The organism is Pedococcus sp. KACC 23699 (assembly GCF_045348425.1).
Classification (GTDB): Bacteria; Actinomycetota; Actinomycetes; order Actinomycetales; family Dermatophilaceae; genus Pedococcus.
In genome coordinates this window covers 3,373,351-3,396,099 of the sequence record NZ_CP157483.1, presented here as the reverse complement: position 1 = coordinate 3,396,099, position 22,749 = coordinate 3,373,351, and the positions used below count along the sequence as shown (strand labels likewise).

Below are 22,749 nucleotides of genomic sequence, written 5' to 3'. Positions count from 1 at the left end.
GCACCTGATCGTCGCCGAGCGCGACCACACGGCAGTCTTTCCACCATCGCTTCCGGGCAAGGAGCAGACATGAGCGCAGTCGCATCGTCGACGCGGGGTTCGACGCAGAACAAGCCACCCAAGAAGAGCAAGGGCCTCAACGACGCCCAGCGAAGGCAAGGGCTGCTGCTCGTCGCTCCGACCCTGCTGTTCCTCGCCGCCGTCATCCTCTACCCCCTCATCAGGGCCGTGCTCGACTCCTTCAAGAAGGACCCGGGACTCGACACGGCGACCGGTCTGTTCGTCGAGGGCGGCAGCGCCGGCATCTCCAACTACACCCACTGGCTGTTCCAGCAGTGTGGCAACATCGACTGCCCGCCGGGCACCCTGGGCGCCCAGTTCTACAGCGCCTTCTGGGTGACCCTGTTCTTCACGGTCGCCAGCGTGCTCGTCGAGGTCACCCTCGGCATGTGGTTCGCCATGATCATGAACCGCACCTTCAAGGGCCGCGGGCTGGTCCGCGCCGCCATCCTCGTGCCGTGGGCCATCCCCACCGCCGTCACCGCAAAGCTGTGGTTCTTCATCTTCGCCTTCGACGGCATCGCGAACCACCTCCTCAGCTTCGTCGGCATACCGGCACAGCTGTGGACGAGCGACCCGAACGCGGCGAAGTTCGCCATCGTCATCGCCGACATCTGGAAGACCACGCCCTTCATGGCGCTGCTGATCCTCGCCGGGTTGCAGCTGATCCCCGGCGACGTCTACGAGGCCGCGGAGATCGATGGCGCGTCCAAGTGGCAGACCTTCGTGCGCATCACCCTCCCGCTGGTCAAGGTGCCCCTGATGGTCGCCGTGCTCTTCCGTACCCTCGACGTCCTGCGCATCTACGACCTGCCGGCGATCCTCACCAACGGTGGAGGCGGCACCACCTCCTTGTCGATGCTCGTCATCAAGCAGATCCGCCAGGGCGGGTTCAACAGCGCCTCGGCCCTGTCGACCATCATCTTCCTGCTGATCGCCTTCGTCGCGTTCCTCTTCATCAAGTTCGGCGGCGCCGACGTGATCCAGCGGCCGCCGGCGACGAAGAAGAAGAAGGGCGAGAGCGACGACGCCCCCAAGAACGAGACGCATGCCCAGACGGGCAACCCTGTCGCCGCCAACGTCACCACGATGGGAGCTTGAGATGTCGACCGCAACGACGACCTCGGCCACGGCCCAGCCGGCCAGCGGACGGACCGAGGCCCAGGAGATCCACTTCAAGAGCGACCGCGCCGCCAAGATCCGCATGTACCTCGGCCTCGCCGCGCTGGTGATCTGGGGGCTGGCGCCGTTCTACTGGATGGTCGTGACGGCCTTCCGCGACGTCGGCTACACGTTCGACACCACGCCGTGGCCCACCCACGTCACGCTCGACAACTTCCGCACCGCGTTCTCCACCGACCGGGGCAACCACTTCGGTGCGGCCCTGGTCCACAGCTCCATCATCGGGGTCGCCACCACGACGGTCGCCATGGTCGTCGGCGTCTTCGCGTCATACGCACTGGCACGGCTGCACTTCCCGGGAAAGTACGTCGTCCTCGGGATCATCCTCGGATCCTCGATGTTCCCCGGCGTGGCCCTGGTCACGCCGTTGTTCCAGCTCTTCACCACGCTGGGCTGGCGTGACGGAGCGAACTACCAGGCGCTGATCATCCCCAACATCTCGTTCGCGCTACCGCTGACGATCTACACCCTCACCGCGTTCCTGGCGGAGATGCCGTGGGAGCTCGAGGAGTCGGCGCGCATCGACGGCTGCACCCCGGGCCAGGCCTTCCGCAAGATCATGCTGCCGTTGGCGGCACCCGGTCTGTTCACCACGGCGATCCTCGCCTTCATCGCGAGCTGGAACGAGTTCCTCCTCGCTCAGCAGTTCTCCACCGCGCAGACCCAGACGGTGACCGTGGCGATCGCCCAGTTCACCGGTGCCCAACCGCACCAGGAGCCCTACACCGCAGTCATGGCGGCCGGGACCATCGTCACCGTGCCCTTGATCATCATGGTGCTCGTCTTCCAGCGCGCGATCGTGTCGGGTCTGACGGCGGGAGGTGTGAAGGGATAGGGTCCTGCCCTTTCCTCTCACGACCGCAATGGGACTCTTCAACCCCGGCAGCGGTACCGGTGGCCCACGGGCGAAGGCCCAGCGACTGGACATGCTGCTCGGCATCATCGGTGTCTTCACCTTCATGGCTGTCGTGCAGACGGTCGTCCTGGAGGTCCGCGGGGAGCCGGCGGGAACATCAGCGCTGCTCCTCGCGGTCCTCCTCGGCGTTCTCTACGTGGTGTGGCGGGCCCGGAAGAACACCGGAGTCTGACCTACCAGGACAGGTGTCATGACGACCATCGGCGACGTTGCCAAGGCTGCAGGGGTTTCCGTGGCGACGGTCTCGCGCGCCCTGCGCGGCGTGGACCGCGTCAGCCCCCGCACACGCGAACGCGTCCTCGCGGCCGCGACCGAGCTCCACTACGTGGCCTCGCCGGCAGCCACGTCGTTGGTGTCAGGGCGCACACGGGGCATCGGTGTCATCACCCCGTTCTTCAACCGGTGGTTCTTCGCCACGGTCGTGACGGGGATCGAGAAGGCGTTGCGCGACGAGGGCTATCACGTGCTGCTCTGCGACCTCGAGAGCCACACCTTCGACTCCCGCCTGCCGATCACGCAGAACATGCTGTGGAAGCGCGTCGACGGCGTCATCATCCTCAACGTGCCCCCCGAGCCGCAGGAGCGTGACCTCCTCGACCGGATGGGACTACCCGTCATCACCGTGGGCAACCGGCAACCCGGTTGGCCCTCGGTGCGCATCGACGACCGGGCCGCCATGGCGATGGCGGTCGAGTACGTCGTCGGGCTGGGTCACCGCTCCATCGCGTATGCGGGGACGGTGCCGGTGTCGATCTCCCACCTCCAGACGCCGTTCGACCGGCGGGACGCGTTCGACGAGGTGCTGGCGCGCCACGGCCTCAGCAACCGGCCCGAGTGGACGCTGCGGTGCGACTGGACCGCCGACGGTGCGGCCGAGCACGCCGACCGGTTGTTCGCAGGCTCCGAGCGACCCACCTGCGTGGTCGCGGCCTCGGACGAGATGGCCTTCGGCGTGATGAGCGCAGCCCGGCGCCACGGCCTCGACGTGCCGGGGGACGTGTCCGTCATCGGTATCGACGACCACGTCCACTCACGCATCCACGACCTCACCACGGTGCGCCAGGACGTCGAGGCGCAGGGCCGCCACGCCGGCTCCCTGATGCTGTCGGCCCTGCACGGTCACGAGCTCAGCAGCACCCACGACGAGGTCCTGGGGGTCGAGCTCGTCGTGCGCGGGTCCACCGCGCCGCCGAAGGAGGTCACGGCGGCCCAGCCATCGGGCCGGGCTGCTCATAGGCGCAAGGCACCGGCGACCACGGCCGCGGGTGCCGTCACGGCACCCGCCTGAGCGGCGCCTCCCCGGTGGCTCGCGGCGACCTTCAGTTGACCGACCCCTCCCGCTCCCCCAGGTCCTCGGGGTCGCGGATGTAGGTCTTCTTGGCTCGCAGTGCCCGGTTGGCGAACCACGTGAGCGCCCACAGCACCACGCCGATGGCCAGCAGGATGCCGGCGATCTTGTACTGCTCCCCGGCACGGCCGGTGACGGGCAGCACGAAGAAGAAGCAGAGCGCGGCACCGAGCACCGGCAGCACGGTCGGGGCAACGAAGTGCTTGCGGTCGATGGTGTCCTTGCGCAGGACCAGGACGCAGATGTTGACGATGGTGAAGACACCCAGGAGCAGCAGGGAGGTCGTGCCACCGAGGGTCTCCGTCGCCGAGTCGCTCGCCCCGGAGACGTAGGTGACCAGTCCGAACGCCAGCAGCGTCGTGAAGACGATCGCGGCCCACGGGGTCTGGCGGGTCCGGTGGACCTTCCCGAGGAACGGCGGGAGCACCTCCTGGCGCGCCATCCCGTAGAGCAACCGGCTCGCCATGAGCATGTTGATCAGGGCCGAGTTGGCGACGGCGAACATCGAGATGAACGGCAGCAGGGTGTCGATCGGGACACCCGGGGCAGCCTTCTCGACCACCGTCACCAGCGGGGTGTCGCTCTGGCCCAGCTCGCCGACCGGCACGATCGCCACCGAGAACAACGCGACGAGGATGTAGATGACCCCGGTGATGGAGATGCCGGTGATCATCATCGTGGGGAAGTTCTTCACGGGGTCGTGCGTCTCCTCGGCCATGTTGACCGAGTCCTCGAAGCCGACCATCGCGAAGAACGCCAGCGAGGTCGCGGCCGTGACGGCCAGGAAGGCGCTCTTGTCGCTCGGGCTGTCGAAGACCATGGTGCGCCCGAAGTCGGTCTTGCCGGCGAACAGGGCGACGAAGCCGACCATGATGACCAGCAGCAGGCCGGACAGCTCGACGAGGGTGAGCACGATGTTGGCGCGCACGCTCTCCCCCACGCCGCGGAAGTTGACCAGGGCGACCAGGGCCATGAAGGCCAGGGCGACGACCAGGATCAACGAGGTGTTGTCGCTGTCCAGGCCGAAGCCCTTGGCCAGGTTGGAGGCGAACGCCCGGGACGCCGTCGAGGCGCTGGTGATGCCCGAGCACATGACGGTGAACGCCACGATGAAGGTGAGGAAGTGCACCCCGAACGCCTTGTGCGTGTACAGGGCCGCCCCCGCCGCCTGCGGGTACTTCGTCACGAGCTCGAGGTAGGAGAACGCGGTGATCATGGCGATGCCGAAGGCGACGATGAACGGCACCCATGCGGCACCCCCCACCTCGGCGGCGACCTTCCCAGTGAGGGCGTAGACCCCGGTGCCGAGGATGTCACCGACGATGAACAGCAGCAGCAGCTTGGGCCCCATCACCCGCTTGAGCTCGGTCTGACTTTCCCCGGTGTCGACGGCTGTGGACATGCGGAACCTCCTGGTCGCGGAGGTCGCCCTTCACGACCCCTGCAGGGGCCCCACACTGGCGCAACTCAGGGACCGCGGCAACGACAAGCCCTCAGGCGTCGATGCGTTCGCGGTCGAGCTCGGCGGCAGACTCCACGATGAAGTCCTTGCGCGGTCCCACGTCGTTGCCCATGAGCAGGTCGAAGACGTGCTCGGCCATCTCGGCATCGGCGAGGGTCACCCGGCGCAGGGTGCGGTGCCGCGGGTCCATCGTGGTCTCGGCCAGCTGGTCGGCATCCATCTCACCCAAGCCCTTGTAGCGCTGCAGGGGCTGCTTGATGTTCTTGCCGCGCTTGCCGAGGGAGGCGACGGTCGTGCGCATCTCCTTCTCGGAGTAGGTGTAGATGAGGTCGTTCTTCTTGGCGCCGTTGTTGACGACCTCGATGCGGTGCAGCGGGGGCACCGCGGCATACACCCTCCCCGCCTCCACGAGGGGACGCATGTAGCGGAAGAAGAGGGTGAGCAGCAGCGTCCGGATGTGGGCGCCGTCGACGTCGGCGTCGGTCATGATGATGACCTTGCCGTAGCGGGCGGTGTCGAGGTCGAACGAGCGACCCGAGCCCGCGCCGATGACCTGGATGATCGCGGCGCACTCGGCGTTCTTGAGCATGTCCGAGACCGAGGCCTTCTGGACGTTGAGGATCTTGCCGCGGATCGGCAGCAGGGCCTGGTAGTCGCTGGACCGGGCCAGCTTCGCGGTGCCGAGCGCACTGTCGCCCTCGACGATGAACAGCTCGGACCGCTCGACCTCCGAGGACCGGCAGTCGGCGAGCTTGGCCGGGAGGGTCGAGGACTCGAGGGCGTTCTTGCGGCGCTGGGTCTCCTTGTGCAGCCGCGCACTGATGCGTGACTTCATCTCGGAGACGACCTTCTCCAGCAGCAGGGCAGCTTGGGCCTTCTCGCCGCGCTTGGTCGTGGTCAACATCGCGGTGAGCTCCTGCTCGACGACCTTGGACACGATGGCCCGGACGGCGTTGGTGCCGAGCACCTCCTTGGTCTGGCCCTCGAACTGCGGCTCGGCGAGGCGGACGGTGACCACGGCGGTCAGGCCGGCCAGGACGTCGTCCTTCTCGGGCTTGTCGCTGCCGACCTTGAGGCGACGGCTGTTGACCTCGAGCTGCTTGCGGAACACCTTGAGCAGCGCCTGCTCGAAGCCCGCGATGTGGGTGCCGCCCTTCGGGGTGGCGATGATGTTGACGAAGGAGCTGACCTTCGCGTCGTACCCGGTGCCCCACCGGACCGCGATGTCGACGCCGCACTCGCGCTCGACCGCCGTCGGGGACATGTGCCCCTGGCTGTCCAGGACCGGCACCGTCTCGGTGAACGTTCCGGTGCCCTGCAGCCGCCAGACGTCGGTAACGGCGGTGTCGGGCGCGAGGAACTCGGCGAACTCGGAGATGCCGCCGTCGTGGACGAAGGTCTCCTCGTGCGGACCGTCGGCTCCCGGCGTGCCGGGCACCCCGCGCTCGTCACGGATGACGATGGTGAGCCCCGGGACGAGGAACGAGGTCTGCCGTGCCCGGGAGACCAGCCCGGGGTAGTCGAAGGCCGCCTCCTTGAGGAAGATCTGCTCGTCGGCCCAGTAGCGGACCCGGGTGCCGGTGACCCCCCGCTTGGCCTTGCCGACCACGGCCAGCTCGCTGGAGCGCTCGTACGGGGTGAACGCATGGTCGGGGGCTTTGTCGGCGGTGGCGACGTCGGGGAAGTAGCCGGGCTCGCCGCGGCGGAAGCTCATGGCATACGTCTTGCCACCGCGGTCGACCTCGACGTCGAGGCGCGCCGACAGCGCATTGACCACCGAGGCGCCGACGCCGTGCAGGCCACCGGACGCGGTGTAGGAACCGCCGCCGAACTTGCCGCCGGCGTGCAGCTTGGTGAAGACCACCTCGACACCGGTGAGGCCGGTGCGCGGCTCGATGTCCACGGGGATGCCGCGACCGTTGTCGCGGACCTCGACCGAGCCGTCGCGGTAGAGGATCACCTCGATGCGGTCACAGTGTCCGCCGAGGGACTCGTCCACGGCGTTGTCGATGATCTCCCAGAGGCAGTGCATGAGGCCGCGGCCGTCGGTGGACCCGATGTACATGCCGGGACGCTTGCGGACCGCCTCGAGGCCCTCGAGGACCTGCAGGTGGTGGGCGCTGTAGTCCGACGTGGACTTCGTCGTCGCCGCCTTCTTCGCGGTGGTGGCTTCAGCCACGGGGTTCCCTTCTCGGTGCTCGGCGGCCAGGTCGCTGACCGGTCCCCGCAGGGTATCTCCCGCCCCGGACAGCAGCACGCAGGCACGCGGCACGGCTGCCGGGCGACACACCGTGGACATGTCGGGCATCCCGGGTGCAGACGACCGGCTCCGAACCCATCCGCTGGACACCCGACCTACGAATCACCTGATGCGACATGACGTGACCCACATGGTGGCCCAATACGCGCCGGGAAGAAGAAGGCATGCTTGACTGTTCTAACCGGCGCCGGACCCGGAGTTGCCCCGCCCCTGTGGCAACCCTGACCCGGCGGAGGACGTCTCATGGAGACAGACGAATGAAGGAAGGCTGACGTGACCACTGCACTGGCACCCTCTTTGAACGCGGCCGACCGCTGCGACCGCTGCGGCGCCCAGGCCTACGTGCGCGCTCGCCTTCACGCTGGTGGGGAACTGCTGTTCTGCGCCCACCACGGACGCGAGCACCTGCCGAAGCTGCGCGAGCACGCCGACATCCAGGACGAGAGCGAGCGACTCCACGAGACGCCGGCCTCCGCCGCCGTCGAGGAACGCTAAAGAGGCCTCTCCACCGCTGCTGCCGTGGAGGCCACCCTGTGGGTCCCCGCCGTCCTGATCGTGATCGGGCTGGTGGGGATCGTTCTTCCCGTGCTGCCCGGGCTCCTGCTCGTGCTGGCCGCCGTCCTCGTCTGGGCCGTCGACACGGGCTCTGCCACCGGCTGGGGGGTCTTCGCGCTCTGCGTGCTGCTCTACCTCGCCGGCATGGCGCTGCAGTACGCCCTGCCCGGTCGCCGGATGCGCGCGGCGGGCGTACGGAGCTCGACGTTGCTGCTGGCGGTGCTGCTCGCCGTCGTCGGGTTCTTCGTCGTGCCCGTCGTCGGGGCCGCGATCGGGTTCGTCGGGGGGATCTACCTCGTCGAGCTCGGCCACTCCCGCGACCGACGGGTCGCGTGGACCTCGACCCGTGCCGCCCTGGGGGCGGTCTTCCTGTCGATCGGGATCGAGCTGCTCGCCGGGCTGGCCATCGCGACCACGTGGTTCGTCACCGTCCTCGCCACGAGCTGAGCGCCCAGTAGCCGAGGGCTTGGTGGCCGAGGGCTCAGTAGCCGCCGTCCTTGCGACGGTCCCAGCGCTCTTCCATCCGGTCCATGAAGGACCCGGACGAGCGGCGCGACTTGGCACCCTTGCCCGGGCTGGCCTTGGGTCGCGGGGCCGCCCGGCGCACCGTGCCGTCGGGCTGGACCGCACCCAGCGAGGCCTTGCCGCGACGGGGCGGCGTGAGGGCGAACGCGACGGCGGCGACCATCACCGCGAAGCCGATGGCACCGATCCACATGGTGGTGTTGACGCCGACGAGCACCAGGGCGAGGCCAACCACCACACCGACGACACCGATGGCCACCCGGCGCCGAGCCGCGGCGCGGGCACCCGCGCCCTGCATCTGTGACGCGAACTTGGGGTCCTCGGCATACAGAGCCTGCTCCATCTGCTCCAGCAGCTGCTGTTCGTGCTCTGAGAGCGGCACGGTGACCTCCTGGCGTTCGGCGTGCATGTGCTCCAACGCGCCGGGCCCCCGATTCGTTGCGCCTGCGAAGGAGCATCTTTGCCGGTCAGTGGCCGAGCGCTGACACCCTCAGGATATGTCGCCGCGCGGTGTTGCACCATCCGTTCAGGGGCACCCGTCATGGTGATCTGGGTCCAGGACCTACTGCCCTGTCACCGGCCCTGACGAGGGGTATCGTCAGGACGTCCCGGAGGCCGTTGTCGGCGGTCCTTGTCGCTGATCAGAGCGGCGGGACGCACGCTCCCGGCACCGAATCGGGCACTGGCGCGGTCGACGGCACGGTCCGCCTCGCGCCAGCCATGGTCGGGCTCGTCGAGCAGTCCCTGGATGGGGGCGCCCTCGGTGTCGACGAGCCCCTCCATGCGTACACCGACGAGGCGGATCCGGGCGCGCTGCAGGCCCAGCGCGTCGTACAGGGTCCGCGCCGTCTCGTAGATCTCACGGCTCACGTCCGTGGGATCGCGCAGCGTCTTGCTGCGGGTGATCGTCGTGAAGTCGGCGAAGCGGACCCGGATGGTCACCGTGCGCCCGAGCATGCCGGCGGCCCGGACCCGCGCCGCGGTGCGGTCGCTGAGCTTGAGCAGGTGGCGGTGGATCTGAACCGGGTCGTCGATGTCGAACTCGAAGGTCTCGTCCGAGCCGATGCTGCGCTCGCGGCGCACCGGCTCGACCCCGCGGGGGTCACGGCCCCACGACAGGTCGTGCAGGTGCGGACCCGCGGACTCCCCCAGCGCCCGCCGCAGCGTGTCGAGCGGGGTGTGCGCGATGTCGGCGACGGTGCGCAGCCCGAGGCGCAGCAGCGTCTCCTCGGTCTTGTCGCCGACACCCCACAGGGCCCCGACGGGCAGCTGCTGGACGAAGCTGACGACCTCGTCGCGGGGCACGACGACCAGGCCGTCGGGCTTGGCCAGGCCGGAGGCGAGCTTGGCGACGAACTTCGTCGGTGCGACGCCGACCGAGCAGGTGATGCCCTGCTCGTCGTGGATGGTGTCGCGGATGAGCTGACCGATGCGTGCGGGGTTGCCCAGCCGCCGCACCGAGCCCGCGACGTCGAGGAACGCCTCGTCGAGGGACAACGGCTCGACCTTCGGGGTGATGGTGTCGAAGGTGGCCATCACCCCGGCCGAGATCTGGCTGTAGAGCGCGTGGTCGGGGGCGATCACGGTGGCCTGCGGGCACAACCGGCGAGCCCGTGACATGGGCATCGCCGAGGCGACCCCGAACCGTCGGGCCTCGTAGGTCGCGGACAGCACCACGCCGCGGTTGCCGCCGCCGATGATCACCGGGGTACCGACGAGCTCGGGGCGACTGAGCAGCGACGCCGAGGCGTAGAAGGCGTCCATGTCGACGTGCAGGACCGTGCAGCCGGTGTCGTCAGGTGGCCGGTCCGCGCTGCGTGACGGCAGGGTGAACTGGCGACGGCTCACGTGCGGGCGAGGACGTGGACCGCGGTGCCGAGCTGGCCGAGGAACGCGAACTCGGGGTGCCTGCTGGCGGCGGCCTCGAGCTCGAGCAGCGCGGTGCGGTCCGCGTCGGAGTCGATGAGGGCCGAGGGCACGAGGTCGCTGAACAGCCGGACCCCGTGGACGTCCTCGACGACCAGGCCGGTCTGCTCGACCATCGTGCGCAGTGCGCTCGCGTCGAACCGTCGTGGCAACGGGTCGGCCGCTCCCCAGCGGCCGTCGTCGCTGACCAGGGCCTGGTGGGCCTGGGTGAACTGACCCGCCAGGACGCGGGCCAGGACGACCGCCAGGCGCTGGGCCGCGACGATGCTCAGGTGCCCACCGGGGGCGACCACCCCGGCGAGCGAGACCAGCGTGGCCTGGGGGTCGTCGACGACCTCGAGGGTGCCGTGGCAGCAGACGAGGTCCATGAGGCGGTCACCGACGATGCCCGCGAGCGAGTCGGCGTCTCCCTGCACAGCGGTGACCCGGTCGGCCACCCCGCGCTCGGCGCTGCGCCGGGACAACGAGGCCAGGGCGTCGGGGCTGGGGTCGACGACGACGACCTCGTGACCGAGCTCGGCAAGGGGGACGGCCAGGCCGCCGGTGCCGCCGCCGAGGTCGAGGACGCGCAGGGACTGGTCGGCGCCGGCCGGGCGGGCTGCCTGCTTGTCGGCGAGCAGACCGGTCACTGCCGTCCACACCGCGGAGGTCCGCAAGGCCGTCCCGACACCACCGCGTCGGGTCCGCCACTGCTCGTCGGCCACCGTGGCCACCTCCTGTGCTCGTGCTGGGTCTGGTGTGCTGGATCTGGTCGTCGCGGGTCTGCGCGTGGCGGCGGTCGTCGGTGCGGGCGACCCCCGCCGAATCGTCGTGTCCACCCTAGTGGCCGGAGCTGCCCGGGCTGGAGTGCCACAGCTTGCGCGGCGGGGCGAGCTGTCCCCCGTCGATGTCGTCGGGCACCTGGCCACCCTGACCCAGGACCCGCGACCCGCGCACGTCCTGACCCGCTGGCTTGATGTCGGCGTAGGGCGACTGCTTGAACCCCGAGGCGTGCACCAGCACACGACGCCCCTGGGGGCCGGCGGCCCGCTGGACCTCCTCGGCGGCCTCGGCGAGCTCGGTGGCGCTGCGCTCGCTGTCCTCCATGGCGGCGTGCACGGCCTCGATGCCGCCGCGGGTCCACGCCTCCCACAGCGGGGTGAGCTCCCACGCACCGGTCGCCCGCAACGAGATCCCCCGCGGTCCGGTGCGGCGCACCACACCACGCACGAGCATCATCCACGAGTGGAAGACCGTGGCGGCATACGGTCCCTGGACGTCTTCGAAGAAGGTCGCGTCGACCGGCCCGGTGGAGTCGTCGAGGGTGAGGAAGACGACCCGTCGCCCCGAACGGATCGGCGGGGTCTGGGTGGCGACCTTGACCCCGCACACCCAGACGGTGGACCGGCTGCGGGAGCCCAACAGGTCACGGCTGCGGGTCACCCCGAGCGCCTCGAGCAGCGGGGCGTAGAAGTCGACGACGTGGGCGCTGGCGTCCAGGCCGAGGATGTCGAGCTCGGCCCGGACGCGCTCGGGGCCGGTCAGCTCCGGGAGCCCCGTGCCCGAGGTGAGCTCCGGGTGGTCGCCGAGGTCGAGGGTGAGCTGGGTCGGCTGGTCCTGCGCCGCCGTCACCGGCAGCGCCGCCTGCGACTGTCCGGCAGCGAGCGCCCGCACCCCTGAACCGTCGCTGACCCCGGCCGACTGGGACCGCCCACCCACCGGTATGCCGCGTGCGCCCCTGGCCCGCCGGGGTGCCGCCCGCTTGGCCGACCGGTCCAGCGCGCGGCCGTAGCGGTCGAGCTCGGCGACGTGCAGGAGCAGGTCACGGCGGGTGGTACGGCCACGGCGCCCTAGGCCACCACTGCCCATACCGCGTGATCCTGCCCCCCAGGCCCCACCTCCGGCGCCCGCCGCCCTCGGTGCTCCCCCCGGGCCGCCCAGCGACCCCATGCCGTAGAGGGCGTCGAACCCGCCGGCGAGCACGAGGCGCTCGGCGACAGGACGGGAGACGTGCGCCCGGTGCCAGAAGTCGGCGAGGCCGGCGTAGGGCTGGCCGGCGACGATGCGGGCGACCTCGGCGTCGCTGATGCCCCGGACGTCGGCCAGGGACAGCCGGATGCCGTAGCCGCGGGCGTCGGGAAGGTCGGGGTCGGACCGGTCGGGCTCTGCCCACTGGGCCCGGTCGAAGGCCGGGGACGGCTCGTCGAAGGCCTGCACCTGCACGCCGGTGGCGAGGTCGTCGAGGCGTTCGACGCGGTAGGCACCGGTCGAGGCGTTGACGTCGAGCCCGAGCACCGCGATGCCCAACGACCTGGCGTCGTCGAGGATGAGCCGTTTGGGGTACATGCCGGGGTCGTGGGTGAGCACCCCGGACAGGAACGCTGCCGGGTGGTGGGTCTTGAGCCAGGCCGAGTGGTAGGTCGGAAGGGCGAAGGCGGCGGCGTGGGCCTTGCAGAACCCGAACGACGCGAACGCCTTGAGCACCTCCCAGATCCGGTCGACGTCGGCGGGTGCGTAGCCCCGGGCCCGGGCTGCCGGGCGCCACCAGGCCTCGATCTCCAGCTGACCTCGAGGGGTGCCCAGGGTGCGGCGGACCTCGTCGGCCTGGGCCAGCGAGACCCCGGTCGTCTCGGCGAGGATCATCAGGACCTGCTCGTGGAAGACGACCACCCCTTCGGTCTCCCGGAGCGCCTCGATGAGGGTGGGGTGCAGGTAGCTGGCCTCCTTCCACCCGTGCCGGGCCTCGAGGAACGGCGTGATCATGTCGGACTTCACCGGCCCGGGCCGGAACAACGAGATGTCGATGACGAGGTCCTCGAAGCGCTCCGGGCCGAACTTGCCGATCAGCTCGCGCTGGCCGGGGCTCTCGATCTGGAAGCAGCCGAGGGTGTGGCTCGTGCGGATCAGCCGGAACGTCGCCTCGTCGTCGAGGGGCACCTGCTGCTGGTCGTCGAGGTCGACCTTCACGGCGTCGACCCGTTCCACCTCCTGCAGCGCGTGGGCCATCGCCGACTGCATCCGGATGCCGAGGACGTCGAGCTTGAGCAGGCCGAGGGCCTCGACGTCGTCCTTGTCGAACTGGCTCATGGGGAACCCCAACCAGCTCGCCTCCACCGGCGTCCGGTCCAGCAGGCCGCCATCGGAGAGCACCACGCCGCACGGGTGCAGCGCGATGTGGCGCGGCAGCCCGTCGAGGCGCTCGACGAGGTCGAACAGCACCCGCATCCGTGGGTTGTCCAGCCCCCGCGAACGCAGCTCAGGAAGCTCGGCGATGGCGCTGCGGGCGTCCTTGGCCCGGATGTGCGGGAAGGCCTTGGCGATCTCGTCGATCTCGGTCGGGGGCAGGCCGAGCGCCGCGCCCACGTCACGGATCGCGTGGCGCACCTTGTAGGTGTCCATCATCGAGACGCAGGTGACCCGCTCGCCGCCGAACCGGTCGAGGATGCGTTCATAGACCTCGGTGCGACGGGCGGACTCCACGTCGATGTCGATGTCGGGCAGCTCGGCCCGCAGCGGCGAGCAGAACCGCTCCATGAGCAGGTTGTAGCGGATCGGGTCGACCCCGCTGATGCCGAGCAGGTAGTTGACCAGCGACCCCGCCCCCGACCCCCGCGCGGCGACACGGACCCCCATGCCGCGGATCAGGTCGACGACCTCGGCCACGGTGAGGAAGTAGGTGGGGTAGCCCAGCTCGGCGATGACCTTGAGCTCGTCGGTGAGCCGGCGTTCGACCGCGGCGAACTCCTTCTCGCCGATACCGGGGTAGCGACCGCCGACGGCTGCGCGGCAGCGCTGCTCGAGCCTGGCCTGCGGACTCTCCCCCGGCTCGATGTTCAGCGTGCGGGGCTCGGGCAGGTGCACCGAGCCGATGCCCAGGTCGTGCCGGGCGCTCTGGGCGCAGGACACCCCCAGGGCCACGGTGCGCTGGAGCAGCTCGTCGGCGCGGCCGCGGTCGCCACCGGTGACCTCGAGGGCCACGGCGTGCATCGTCGGGGTCGCCGCCAGGTGGGCCGCGTCGGTGACCCGGTCGAGGTGGCGGGTGTCGAGGGCGACGAGGCGTCGGGCAGCGTCGAGCAGGTCGACCACCGCCGACTCCCCCGGGTCGACGTGACGCACCGCCGCGGTGAGCACGGCGGGCACGCCCTGCTCGTCGGCGAGACCGAGCATCCGGCGGGCATGGCTGCGTGAGGCCGGGGTGCCCTCGGGGCCGCCGTGGCAGACCACCTCGAGCACCACCGCGCCCGGGGGCAGCCGCCGGCACCACGCGTCGAGCAGGACCCTGGCCCGGTCGGTGCGCTTGGCCAGCAGGGCCCGCCCCACGTCGGAGTCGGGCCCGAGCAGGACCACCAGTGGACTGGCATGGTCGCGGCTCGACCGTCGGTCGCCGCCACGCCAGCAGCCGGCGGCGACGACGGCGCCCGAGGTCACCGGCAGCCCGCGCTCGCCGCGCAGGTGGGTCTCGGTGACCAACCGGCACAGTGCAGCCCAGCCGACACCGGCCGGCACCCCGGCGGCCTGCCCCCGGGCGAGCACGGTGACCCGCGGATGGCGGGGATCGCGGTCGGCTCCACCCCTCGCCGGGGTGCGAGGCGGTCGGGCCGGGGACTGCACAGCGGGGGTCGCCGGGTGTGCGTGGTCGCCGGGGGCGTCCGGGCCCACGGCGAGGTCGACCCCGAGGACCGGGGCGATCCCGGCCGCGGTCGCCGCCTGGACGAACCGCACTGCGCCGTAGAGGCCGTCGCGGTCGGTCAGCGCGAGGAGCGGTTGCCGGTGCTGGGCAGCTCGTTCGACGAGGGCCTCGGGGGTGGAGGTGCCGTAACGCATCGAGAACCCCGAGGCGACGTGCAGGTGCACGAACTCCTGCGCCGGACCCGGGCCGGTACTCATGGCGCTGCGCGGGTCGGTGCGAGGTCGCCGACGAGCGCGGTCGGCACCAGCACCTCGTCGTGGCCACCGGGGTGCACGGGCAGACCCAGGCTGCGGCAGACCAGGTCGAGGAACACCTCGGACTGCCGGATCAGGTCGTCGGCCTCCCGGGCGCTGTGCGCTTGGCTGCGCCGGGCTGCGACCAGCTCGAAGAACTCGGCCCACTCCGCGAGCTCCGGGGCGACCGTCGGCAGCAGCTCCCACAGGGAGCGCGGACCACAGTGGCCGTCGGGGGTCGCGCGGGCGGCGACGATCGCAGCGGCGGCCCGCAACGCCCCGAGCTGGGCCTGGAGGTAGCGCTGGGACACCTCCCTGCTCTGGCAGGCCTCGAGCAGGGAGTGCCGGGACCGGTCGAGCAGGTCCAGGCTGGCGCCCGCGCTGCGGACGGCGCCGGTCGTGGTGGCAGCGGTCGTGGTGGTGGTCGTGGCGGCGGCGGTCGTCGTCATGGGCGCCACCTCAGTCCGCCACGCGCAACAGGCGCCAGCGCAGGCCGAGGTCCTGGTGGTCCGCACCGAGGTCGTAGACCCCGACGGCGGCGCACCGTCCGGCGCTGGCCTCCACCCGCCAGACCTGGCGCTCGCGGGCGTCGGTGAGGACGTCGCCGCTGCCCTGCTCGCGCGCCTCGCGCCACCAGGGACGGCGCTCCTGCCAGCGGTCCAGGACCGCCCGCACGACGTAGAGACGACCGCGCCACACGAATGCCTCGGGGCCCCGGGCGGCGGGGCCGCCACCAGGGGTGTCAGCGCACCCGTCGGGGGTGGCGGCGTATCCACCCGGGGTGGCGGCGCCGTCAGCACCGGCCACCGCCTGGCGGACCTCGATGGGTTCTTCGTACCGGCGCACCACGAGCAGGCTCCTTCGTCACGGCATGGCGAGATGGGTGCACTCCGGCCCTGCAGAGGGCGGGGTCGAGGCGCCCACTGCGGGCCAGAGCGCACGCGGTGGTCCCTGGTGCGGGCGGCAGGGGCGGGAGTCGTCCGCCGTGCTGGTCGCCCGGTCCTTGGAGTGGAACCATTCGAACAGGTGTTCGATATGAAGAACCGTACACCCGGCGTCGGACAAGCCGTCAAGGGCGACGGCGCGTCGCGACCACCCGGGCGCGTCGCGCCTGGCGGCACCCGGCCGACCAGCAGGGTTGGACAGCCGGGAGATCGTCAGCGCCAGCGCTGGTGGCCGTCGGCAGCCACCCCTAGGCTCCGGACATGAGCTCGCCCGAGCCGGCCGCCCCACCCCCGGTCGCTCCACCTCTCGCGACAGCCACGCCTGCGGCCGCAGCGCCGAGCCGCGACCTGGGCCAGCACCCCGCGGTGCAGCGGGTCCTGGCCAGCCTCGCCGTGCACAGCGTCGACCCCGAGCTCGTCAGCCTCCCCGACGCCGTCCGCACGGCCGCCGCCGCGGCCGCGGCCATCGGCGTCACCCCGGCCGAGATCGCCAACTCCCTGATCTTCCGCGCCCACGACGTGCAGGGGGCGATCACCCCCCTGCTCGTGCTCACCTCCGGTGCGCACCACGTCGACCTCGTCAAGGTCGCGGACCTGCTCGACGGCGTCGACCACATCGACCGGGCCGACGCGGACTTCGTCCGCGAGGTCACCGGGTTCGCCATCGGCGGAGTCGCCCCAGTCGGCCACCCTGCCCCGATCCGCACCGTCGTCGACGTGTCGCTCAGCCGCCACCGCCACGTCTGGGCCGCGGCAGGCCACAGCCACACGGTCTACCGCACCACCTACGAGGAGCTGCTGCGCGTGACCGCCGGCCACGCCATGGAAGTGGCCTGACCGCGCCATACCGCTGACCGCGCCATACCGCTCACCGCGGCACAGCACGTCACTCCAGACGCGACATCCCGCGGCAACCCAGCCGCACCCCGTGAACCGAGAGGTGGGCGATCAGGTCTGGTGCGCCTCGTGGATGCACAGGACGTTGTGGTCCGGGTCGACGAACCACGCGGCCCGCTCCCCCGCGAACTGCGCGATGTGGTCCTTGGTCTGCAACCCAGGCAGGTCGTAGTCCTCGAAGACCACGCCCCGCCCCTCGAGCTCGGAGACCTCTGCCGCGACGTCCGGCACCTCCCACGTCAGGGCGGTGCTCGGGTTCTGCGACCCGCCCTCCCTGGGCAGCAGCATCAGCACCGTGCCTCCGCTGAGCCCGTACATCAGGCTGCCTTCCGCGTTCGTCCCCTGGAACGGCAGGCCAAGCCGGTCGGAGTAGAACTCCTTCGCGCGATCGAGGTCCGTGACGGGAAGCATCGTCGCGACTGCACTCATGGCCAGTGACATACCAGCACCTCCTTCAGGCACCTTCCAGCGTCCTCCGCGTCCGGGACCCGGCGATCCACCAAAGTGGTGATCGGTCTGCGACAGAATGGGCGACATGACCAGACCCAGACCCGTCGAGTGCTGGCTCACCGACATGGACGGCGTGCTGGTCCACGAGGAGAGCGCCATCCCGGGGGCTGCGGAGTTCCTGTCCGCCCTCGCCGAGCACGGTCGGCGGTTCCTCGTCCTGACCAACAACTCGATCTTCACCCCGCGCGACCTGCGGGCCCGGCTGCTGGCCAGCGGCATCGACGTGCCCGAGGAGTCGATCTGGACGTCGGCGCTGGCCACCGCGCAGTTCCTCGACGACCAACGTCCACGCGGCAGCGCGTTCGTCGTCGGCGAGTCAGGACTGACGACGGCGCTGTACGAGGTGGGCTACACGATGACCGAGCGCAGCCCCGACTACGTCGTCCTCGGCGAGACGCGCACCTACTCGTTCGAGGCCATCACCAAGGCGATCCGGCTGATCGAGGGTGGGGCGCGGTTCATTGCGACGAACCCCGACGTCAGCGGCCCCAGCAAGCACGGCACGCTGCCCGCGACCGGGTCGGTGGCCGCACTCATCACGGCCGCGACCGGCCGCCAGCCCTACTACATCGGCAAGCCCAACCCCCTGATGATGCGCAGCGCCCTCAACCGGATCGACGCGCACTCGGAGTCGACGGTGATGGTCGGCGACCGGATGGACACCGACGTCATCAGCGGCCTCGAGGCCGGCCTGCGCACGATCCTCGTCCTGACCGGCTCGACCCAGCCGCACCAAGTGGACCAGTTCCCCTACCAGCCGACCCGCGTGGTGGACTCGGTCGCCGACATCGTCCCCCTGGTGGCAGAGCTGCGCACCCTGGACGGTCCGTCCTAGCGCGGCCCGAGGACGCTGTCGAGCAGCCCGGGGAACGCGGCGTCGACCTCGTCCCGCCGTAGCGAGACGAGGCGCTGCCTGCCGTGCGGCTCGTTGCGGATCAGGCCGGCCTCGCGAAGCACCTTCATCAGGTGGGACCTGGTCGACTTCGGCAGGGCGGGGTTCGTCGCCCCGCACTGGGCCATCTCCAGCGGACCGTCGGCGAGGTCGCGGACGATCTGCAGCCGGACCGGGTCGCTCAGGGCGAACAGCACGTCGGTCAGCGCGACGTCAGCGAGGTCGGGGTGCACGAGCTCTGGCGCTCCACTCATGGTTCGATAATACTCGAACCGATCTCGGCGAATCGGGAATGCCCCACCTCCTGACACCGTTCGACAAACATCGAACCGTTGTCATTCCGAGAGGTTGCCGTCATGGCCGAGCGCACCACCCCCAGCACCGTCTTGACCGCCGCGACCTCTGCAGCGACCCCCGACGCGACCCCCGCAGCGACCCCCCGCCCGACCCCCTCAGCTCGGACGCGGCGACGGCTGCGACGCGGCCGTGCCTTCACCACTGCGGTCGGCGCCGTGGGCGCCCTGATGATCGGGGCCAGCGCCCCCTCACCGTTCTACCCCGTCCTGCAGGCGCAGATCGGGTTCTCGGCCGGCACGATGACGACGATCTTCGGCGTCTACGCCCTCACCCTCCTCGTGACCCTGCTCGTGACCGGGTCACTGTCGGACCACATCGGCCGCCGCCCCGTGCTGGCCCTCGGTTTCGTCGTCCTGGCCGCCAGCATGGTGGGGTTCTGGCACGCCGACGACGTGACGACGCTGATGGTGTCGCGAGCCGTCCAGGGCGTCGCTGCCGGCCTGCTCATGTCGACGGTCTCGGCTGCCGTCGTCGACCTCGAGCCGACGAACCGCCCCGGACTCGCGGCCACCGTCAACGGCGTGACGCCGATGCTGGGACTGGCAGCAGGGGCGCTCGCCGCCGGCGCCGCCCTCGACTGGTCTCCGCTCGCGCTGCCCCTGGTCTTCGGCGCCCTCACCGCCGCCTATCTCGTCCTGGCCGTCATCACCCTCGCCCTGCCGGAGACCTCGCCGCGCCACGACGGCTGGGTACGTTCGCTTCGGCCGCAGGTCGGCATCCCCACGACCGCGCGAAAAGCGTTCAGCCGCAGCGCTCCCGCCCTCGTCGCAGGGTGGGCGACGGGTGGTCTCTACCTGTCGCTCGGTGCACCGCTCGTGGCATCCCTCGGTGGTCGTGACCACATTGCCCAGGGTGCCGCCGTCACGCTCCTCACCGGGGCGGGCGGCCTCAGCTCGTACCTCGCGCGGCACCGGTCCGCGCGTGCCGTCACCCTCTACGGCACCGTGATGCTCGCCGTCGGCACCGCCCTGACCCTCGTGGCCATGCACGTCGGTTCACCGGTGGGCTTCCTGCTGGCCGTGCTCGTCGCGGGCTCCGGGTTCGGGACGTCGTTCCTCGGGATCATGCGTTCGGTGACCCCGACCGTGGGCCCGGACCAGCGCGGCGAGCTCTTCTCGTCCGTGTTCGTCATCAGCTACCTCGCCTTCGGACTCCCTGCTGTCGCAGCCGGATTCGCCGTGCCGCACCTGGGTCTGGAGACCACGGCAACCGTGTATGGCGTCGTGGTCGCCGTCCTGTCGGCCGCCGCCGCCCTGCTGCGACGCTTCACCACCCGCGACTGACCACCGGGGCCGCGGCCACCACTACTGCCACCGCGCCACTCGTGGTGGCGCAACGGCCGCATCCGCCACCACTACTGCCACCGCGCCACTCGTGGTGACGGACCGCCGTCAGTGCAGGCCGAGGTTTCGGTGCACCTCGAGGGTCGCCGTCGAGCGGTTCATCGTGATGAAGTGCAGCCCCGGTGCACCCTCCCCGAGCATGCGGGCGGCGATCTCGGTGGCGATCTGCACACCCACCTCCCGCGTCGCGGCCGGGTCGTCGGCGACGGCCTCCAACCTCGACACGACCGACTGGGGCAGGGGCGTGCCCATGAGCTGCGACATCCGCGCGACCTGCTTGAAGTTCGTCACAGGCATGAGTCCAGGCGTGATCGGCAGGCCGGGACGCCGCGCCGCGACGGCGTCACGCAACCGCAGGTAGCTCTCGGCGTCGAAGACCATCTGGGTGATCGCGAAGCTCGCCCCCGCGTCGGCCTTGCGGACCATGATCTCTACGTCGTGCTCGAAGCTGGGGGATGCCGGGTGCACGTCGGGGAAGGCCGCGACGCCGATGGTGAAGTCCCCCAAGGACTTGATCAGCTGCACCAGGTCGGTGGCGTGGTCGAGGCCCTCGGGGTGGGCGACCCACTCGCCGCCGGGGTCGCCCGGCGGGTCCCCGCGCAGGGCGAGGATGTTGCGGACCCCTGACGCGGCATACAGGCCGACGACCTGGCGCAGCGTGGCGACGGACGCGCCGACGCAGGTGAGGTGGGCCAGCGGGGTCAGCGTCGTCTCGCGCGCGATCCGCTCGGTGACCCGGACGGTGCGGTCCTGGTTGGAGCCGCCGGCGCCGTACGTCACGGAGACGAAGTCGGGCCGGGCCGACTCGAGGCGACGGATGGCGTCCCAGAGGGCGGCCTCGCTCGCGTCGTCCTTCGGCGGGAAGAACTCGAAGCTCACCGACGGGCTCGGCGACGCGAGCATGCCGGGGATCGACCGGGTGAGCTGCGCCGGTCGAACGAGACGAGAGGGCTGCCCCAGTGCCATGGCGGTGAGACTAGTCGAGGGCGCACGCCGTAGGCTCATGGCCAGCACACGGTGAGACGCCGCCGCCGCCGACCGGGTGCTGACGCAAGGCAACCATGACCGAGCAGGCCGCAACAGGGCACAGGAGGAGCGCGTGGTGGTCAGCCCCCTTGATGCCGCACAGCTGCGCGAGCGCGTCCAACGGTGCGTCGACGACGTCCTCGCCCACCAGGCCGTCGTCCTCGCCGAGGTCGGCCCTGACGCGCAGGAGCTGCTCGGTGCAGTCGCCCGGCTCCTCACCGGCGGCAAGCGGCTGCGGGCGGCGTTCCTCTACTGGGGTTACCGCGGCGCCGGCCAGCCGGACTCGGACTCCCTCGTCCGCGTGGCGACCGCCATGGAGTTCTTCCAGGCCGCCGCCCTGATCCACGACGACGTCATGGACGACAGCGACACCCGGCGCGGCATGCCTGCCGCGCACCGCTCGCTCGCCGCCCGCCACGAGGAGGAGTCGTGGTCCGGTGACGCAGGACGGTTCGGTGTCGCGGGAGCGATCCTCGCCGGCAACCTCTGCCTCAACTGGACCGAGGAGCTGTATGCCACCTCGGGCTTGGACGCCGGCCACCTCGCCCGCGGGCGTGAGGTCTTCGACCGGATGCGCACCCAGCTCATGGGTGGTCAGTTCCTCGACGTCGTCGAGTCCGTCCGCTCCTGGGACGGCGTGCCGACCGCGGAGCGCATCGAGCGCGCCGAGCGCGTCATCCGCTTCAAGAGCGCCAAGTACACGGTCGAGCACCCGCTGCTCATCGGGGCCAGTGCCGGCGGTGCGGACGGCGAGGACCTTGCCGCCCTGTCCCGCTACGGCCTCGACCTCGGCCAGGCCTTCCAGCTCCGTGACGACCTGCTCGGCGTGTTCGGTGACCCCGTGGCCACCGGCAAGCCTGCGGGCGACGACCTGCGCGAGGGGAAGCGCACCGTTCTGGTCGCCCACGCCCTCGCCGGGTCCGACGACGCCGGGGCCACCCTCGTGGAGTCCCGCCTCGGCGACCCCGACCTCGACGGCGAGTCGGTCGACCACCTGCGCGAGGTGATCACGGCCAGTGGCGCCGTCGACGCGGTGGAGGCGGACATCGCCAGGCTCGCCGGATCTGCCCGGATGGCGCTGAAGTCCACCCGCGGCCTGGACCCCGAAGCGGTCACCGTGCTCGACCAGCTCATCGACAGCGCCACCACCCGCGAGCACTGAGACCACGGCGCGCGGTCGCGCGCGCCCTACCGTCAGCGGTAGCACGCGCCCTACCGTCGGGCGCCGTACCTCGCCCGGGAGGGGTCTAGAAGGCCTGCTCCATGGCGCGACGACGCACCTCGGTCTTGAACCCGGCCGCGAGGTTGTCGACCGGCGTGCCGGGGACCCGCAGGGTCTCGTCGGGCGTGAACAGCCAGGTGAGGATCTCCTCGTCGTTCATGCCACCGTCGGTGAGCACGGTGAAGGTGCCCCGAAGGTAGGGGTAGACCGTCTCGAGCAGGAACTGCTCCGGCACGGCCACGACCCGGCGCTCGCCGATGCGGGCGCTGAGCAGCTCGCGCTCCTCGATCAGCCGCCGCACGCCGGACAGCGGGATCCCGAGGCGCTCGGCCACGTCGGGGACGGTCAGCCAGGACCCGACGAGGTCCTCCAGGGACGGCTCGGGCGCGGTGGGGGTCTGGTCGGTCACGAGGACAGCCTGC

At 70.9% G+C, this 22,749-nt stretch carries 22 protein-coding genes; 10 read left to right on the top strand and 12 right to left on the bottom strand.

Annotated elements, in window-relative coordinates:
* Positions 1–69 precede the first annotated feature (69 nt).
* Genes ABEG17_RS15940 through ABEG17_RS15925 form a run of 4 tightly spaced genes read left to right on the top strand, consistent with a single transcriptional unit; the run spans position 70 to position 3,446 of the window.
* Positions 70–1,161, top strand: coding sequence for a carbohydrate ABC transporter permease (locus tag ABEG17_RS15940; protein WP_406830460.1), 1,092 nt, complete (start codon positions 70–72; stop codon positions 1,159–1,161).
* A 1-nt stretch (position 1,162) separates the two neighbouring features.
* Complete coding sequence (locus ABEG17_RS15935; protein WP_406830459.1) at positions 1,163–2,077, top strand: carbohydrate ABC transporter permease; 915 nt, start codon at positions 1,163–1,165, stop codon at positions 2,075–2,077.
* Positions 2,078–2,105: 28 nt separating this feature from the next.
* Positions 2,106–2,330: a hypothetical protein gene (locus ABEG17_RS15930; protein ID WP_406830458.1), complete on the top strand. Its 225-nt coding sequence runs from the start codon at positions 2,106–2,108 to the stop codon at positions 2,328–2,330.
* 18 nt (positions 2,331–2,348) lie between these two features.
* The gene (locus ABEG17_RS15925; protein ID WP_406830456.1) at positions 2,349–3,446 is read left to right on the top strand and encodes a LacI family DNA-binding transcriptional regulator; all 1,098 of its coding nucleotides are present in this window, start codon (positions 2,349–2,351) and stop codon (positions 3,444–3,446) included.
* A gap of 31 nt (positions 3,447–3,477) precedes the next feature.
* Here the strand turns inward: ABEG17_RS15925 and ABEG17_RS15920 are convergent, their stop codons facing one another.
* Together ABEG17_RS15920 and ABEG17_RS15915 are read right to left on the bottom strand one after the other, a co-directional pair.
* Positions 3,478–4,908, bottom strand: coding sequence for an APC family permease (locus ABEG17_RS15920; protein ID WP_406830455.1), 1,431 nt, complete (start codon positions 4,906–4,908; stop codon positions 3,478–3,480).
* A gap of 91 nt (positions 4,909–4,999) precedes the next feature.
* Positions 5,000–7,147 carry a type IIA DNA topoisomerase subunit B gene (locus ABEG17_RS15915; protein WP_406830454.1) on the bottom strand — a complete coding sequence of 716 codons (2,148 nt, stop codon included), beginning with the start codon at positions 7,145–7,147 and terminating at the stop codon, positions 5,000–5,002.
* A gap of 354 nt (positions 7,148–7,501) precedes the next feature.
* Between ABEG17_RS15915 and ABEG17_RS15910 the strand changes: the two genes are divergently transcribed.
* Both ABEG17_RS15910 and ABEG17_RS15905 read left to right on the top strand, forming a co-directional pair.
* Positions 7,502–7,723 (top strand): hypothetical protein, encoded by a 222-nt coding sequence (locus ABEG17_RS15910; RefSeq protein WP_406830453.1) that lies wholly within the window; start codon positions 7,502–7,504, stop codon positions 7,721–7,723.
* Between the two features lie 24 nt (positions 7,724–7,747).
* Positions 7,748–8,230 (top strand): DUF456 domain-containing protein, encoded by a 483-nt coding sequence (locus ABEG17_RS15905; RefSeq protein ID WP_406830452.1) that lies wholly within the window; start codon positions 7,748–7,750, stop codon positions 8,228–8,230.
* A 34-nt stretch (positions 8,231–8,264) separates the two neighbouring features.
* Here ABEG17_RS15905 and ABEG17_RS15900 read toward each other — a convergent pair whose 3' ends face one another.
* The 6 genes from ABEG17_RS15900 to ABEG17_RS15875 form a co-directional block, all read right to left on the bottom strand.
* Positions 8,265–8,717 (bottom strand): DUF3040 domain-containing protein, encoded by a 453-nt coding sequence (locus tag ABEG17_RS15900; RefSeq protein ID WP_406830451.1) that lies wholly within the window; start codon positions 8,715–8,717, stop codon positions 8,265–8,267.
* 164 nt (positions 8,718–8,881) lie between these two features.
* Positions 8,882–10,156 (bottom strand): DNA polymerase IV, encoded by a 1,275-nt coding sequence (gene dinB, locus ABEG17_RS15895; protein WP_406830450.1) that lies wholly within the window; start codon positions 10,154–10,156, stop codon positions 8,882–8,884.
* Entirely contained in the window at positions 10,153–10,938 is a 786-nt protein-coding gene (locus tag ABEG17_RS15890; protein WP_406830449.1) for a methyltransferase domain-containing protein, read from the bottom strand. Before ABEG17_RS15890 ends, dinB begins: the two co-directional genes overlap by 4 nt.
* Before the next feature lie 115 nt (positions 10,939–11,053).
* Positions 11,054–15,100, bottom strand: a complete 4,047-nt coding sequence (locus ABEG17_RS15885; RefSeq protein ID WP_406830448.1) for a DNA polymerase III subunit alpha — start codon at positions 15,098–15,100, stop codon at positions 11,054–11,056.
* On the bottom strand, positions 15,097–15,585 hold the full coding sequence (locus ABEG17_RS15880; protein WP_406830447.1) for an SAV_6107 family HEPN domain-containing protein: 489 nt from the start codon (positions 15,583–15,585) through the stop codon (positions 15,097–15,099). The genes ABEG17_RS15885 and ABEG17_RS15880 overlap by 4 nt, the downstream gene beginning before the upstream one ends.
* Positions 15,586–15,595: 10 nt before the next feature.
* Positions 15,596–15,985, bottom strand: a complete 390-nt coding sequence (locus tag ABEG17_RS15875; RefSeq protein ID WP_406830446.1) for a DUF6504 family protein — start codon at positions 15,983–15,985, stop codon at positions 15,596–15,598.
* Between the two features lie 356 nt (positions 15,986–16,341).
* On the opposite strand from ABEG17_RS15875, the gene ABEG17_RS15870 reads away from it, so the two are divergent.
* Positions 16,342–16,917: a YbaK/EbsC family protein gene (locus ABEG17_RS15870; RefSeq protein ID WP_406830445.1), complete on the top strand. Its 576-nt coding sequence runs from the start codon at positions 16,342–16,344 to the stop codon at positions 16,915–16,917.
* A gap of 111 nt (positions 16,918–17,028) precedes the next feature.
* Here the strand turns inward: ABEG17_RS15870 and ABEG17_RS15865 are convergent, their stop codons facing one another.
* Positions 17,029–17,418 carry a VOC family protein gene (locus ABEG17_RS15865; protein WP_406830444.1) on the bottom strand — a complete coding sequence of 130 codons (390 nt, stop codon included), beginning with the start codon at positions 17,416–17,418 and terminating at the stop codon, positions 17,029–17,031.
* A gap of 94 nt (positions 17,419–17,512) precedes the next feature.
* On the opposite strand from ABEG17_RS15865, the gene ABEG17_RS15860 reads away from it, so the two are divergent.
* A complete protein-coding gene (locus ABEG17_RS15860) occupies positions 17,513–18,322 on the top strand; it encodes an HAD-IIA family hydrolase (RefSeq protein ID WP_406830443.1) in 810 nt (269 codons plus the stop codon).
* On the opposite strand, the gene ABEG17_RS15855 is transcribed toward ABEG17_RS15860, so the two are convergent.
* A complete protein-coding gene (locus ABEG17_RS15855) occupies positions 18,319–18,633 on the bottom strand; it encodes an ArsR/SmtB family transcription factor (RefSeq protein ID WP_406830442.1) in 315 nt (104 codons plus the stop codon). The genes ABEG17_RS15860 and ABEG17_RS15855 overlap by 4 nt on opposite strands.
* A gap of 102 nt (positions 18,634–18,735) precedes the next feature.
* Here ABEG17_RS15855 and ABEG17_RS15850 point away from each other — a divergent pair, with 102 nt between their 5' ends.
* Positions 18,736–20,019, top strand: coding sequence for an MFS transporter (locus ABEG17_RS15850; RefSeq protein ID WP_406830441.1), 1,284 nt, complete (start codon positions 18,736–18,738; stop codon positions 20,017–20,019).
* Between the two features lie 108 nt (positions 20,020–20,127).
* Here ABEG17_RS15850 and metF read toward each other — a convergent pair whose 3' ends face one another.
* Positions 20,128–21,045: a methylenetetrahydrofolate reductase [NAD(P)H] gene (gene metF, locus ABEG17_RS15845; protein WP_406830440.1), complete on the bottom strand. Its 918-nt coding sequence runs from the start codon at positions 21,043–21,045 to the stop codon at positions 20,128–20,130.
* Positions 21,046–21,181: 136 nt separating this feature from the next.
* Here metF and ABEG17_RS15840 point away from each other — a divergent pair, with 136 nt between their 5' ends.
* A complete protein-coding gene (locus tag ABEG17_RS15840) occupies positions 21,182–22,267 on the top strand; it encodes a polyprenyl synthetase family protein (RefSeq protein ID WP_406833221.1) in 1,086 nt (361 codons plus the stop codon).
* Positions 22,268–22,352: 85 nt separating this feature from the next.
* Here the strand turns inward: ABEG17_RS15840 and ABEG17_RS15835 are convergent, their stop codons facing one another.
* Positions 22,353–22,736: an Rv2175c family DNA-binding protein gene (locus ABEG17_RS15835; RefSeq protein WP_406830439.1), complete on the bottom strand. Its 384-nt coding sequence runs from the start codon at positions 22,734–22,736 to the stop codon at positions 22,353–22,355.
* Positions 22,737–22,749 lie beyond the last annotated feature (13 nt).

Excerpts from the sequence above, each read along its gene's own strand:
- metF (WP_406830440.1), bottom strand. The coding sequence starts at position 21,045 with ATGGCACTGGGGCAGCCCTCTCGTCTCGTTCGACCGGCGCAGCTCACC.
- ABEG17_RS15885 (WP_406830448.1), bottom strand. The coding sequence starts at position 15,100 with ATGAGTACCGGCCCGGGTCCGGCGCAGGAGTTCGTGCACCTGCACGTC.
- ABEG17_RS15925 (WP_406830456.1), top strand. The coding sequence starts at position 2,349 with ATGACGACCATCGGCGACGTTGCCAAGGCTGCAGGGGTTTCCGTGGCG.
- ABEG17_RS15920 (WP_406830455.1), bottom strand. The coding sequence starts at position 4,908 with ATGTCCACAGCCGTCGACACCGGGGAAAGTCAGACCGAGCTCAAGCGG.
- ABEG17_RS15870 (WP_406830445.1), top strand. The coding sequence starts at position 16,342 with ATGAGCTCGCCCGAGCCGGCCGCCCCACCCCCGGTCGCTCCACCTCTC.
- ABEG17_RS15865 (WP_406830444.1), bottom strand. The coding sequence starts at position 17,418 with ATGTCACTGGCCATGAGTGCAGTCGCGACGATGCTTCCCGTCACGGAC.
- ABEG17_RS15935 (WP_406830459.1), top strand. The coding sequence starts at position 1,163 with ATGTCGACCGCAACGACGACCTCGGCCACGGCCCAGCCGGCCAGCGGA.
- ABEG17_RS15930 (WP_406830458.1), top strand. The coding sequence starts at position 2,106 with ATGGGACTCTTCAACCCCGGCAGCGGTACCGGTGGCCCACGGGCGAAG.
- ABEG17_RS15850 (WP_406830441.1), top strand. The coding sequence starts at position 18,736 with ATGGCCGAGCGCACCACCCCCAGCACCGTCTTGACCGCCGCGACCTCT.
- ABEG17_RS15880 (WP_406830447.1), bottom strand. The coding sequence starts at position 15,585 with ATGACGACGACCGCCGCCGCCACGACCACCACCACGACCGCTGCCACC.
- ABEG17_RS15900 (WP_406830451.1), bottom strand. The coding sequence starts at position 8,717 with ATGCACGCCGAACGCCAGGAGGTCACCGTGCCGCTCTCAGAGCACGAA.
- ABEG17_RS15940 (WP_406830460.1), top strand. The coding sequence starts at position 70 with ATGAGCGCAGTCGCATCGTCGACGCGGGGTTCGACGCAGAACAAGCCA.
- ABEG17_RS15860 (WP_406830443.1), top strand. The coding sequence starts at position 17,513 with ATGACCAGACCCAGACCCGTCGAGTGCTGGCTCACCGACATGGACGGC.
- ABEG17_RS15855 (WP_406830442.1), bottom strand. The coding sequence starts at position 18,633 with ATGAGTGGAGCGCCAGAGCTCGTGCACCCCGACCTCGCTGACGTCGCG.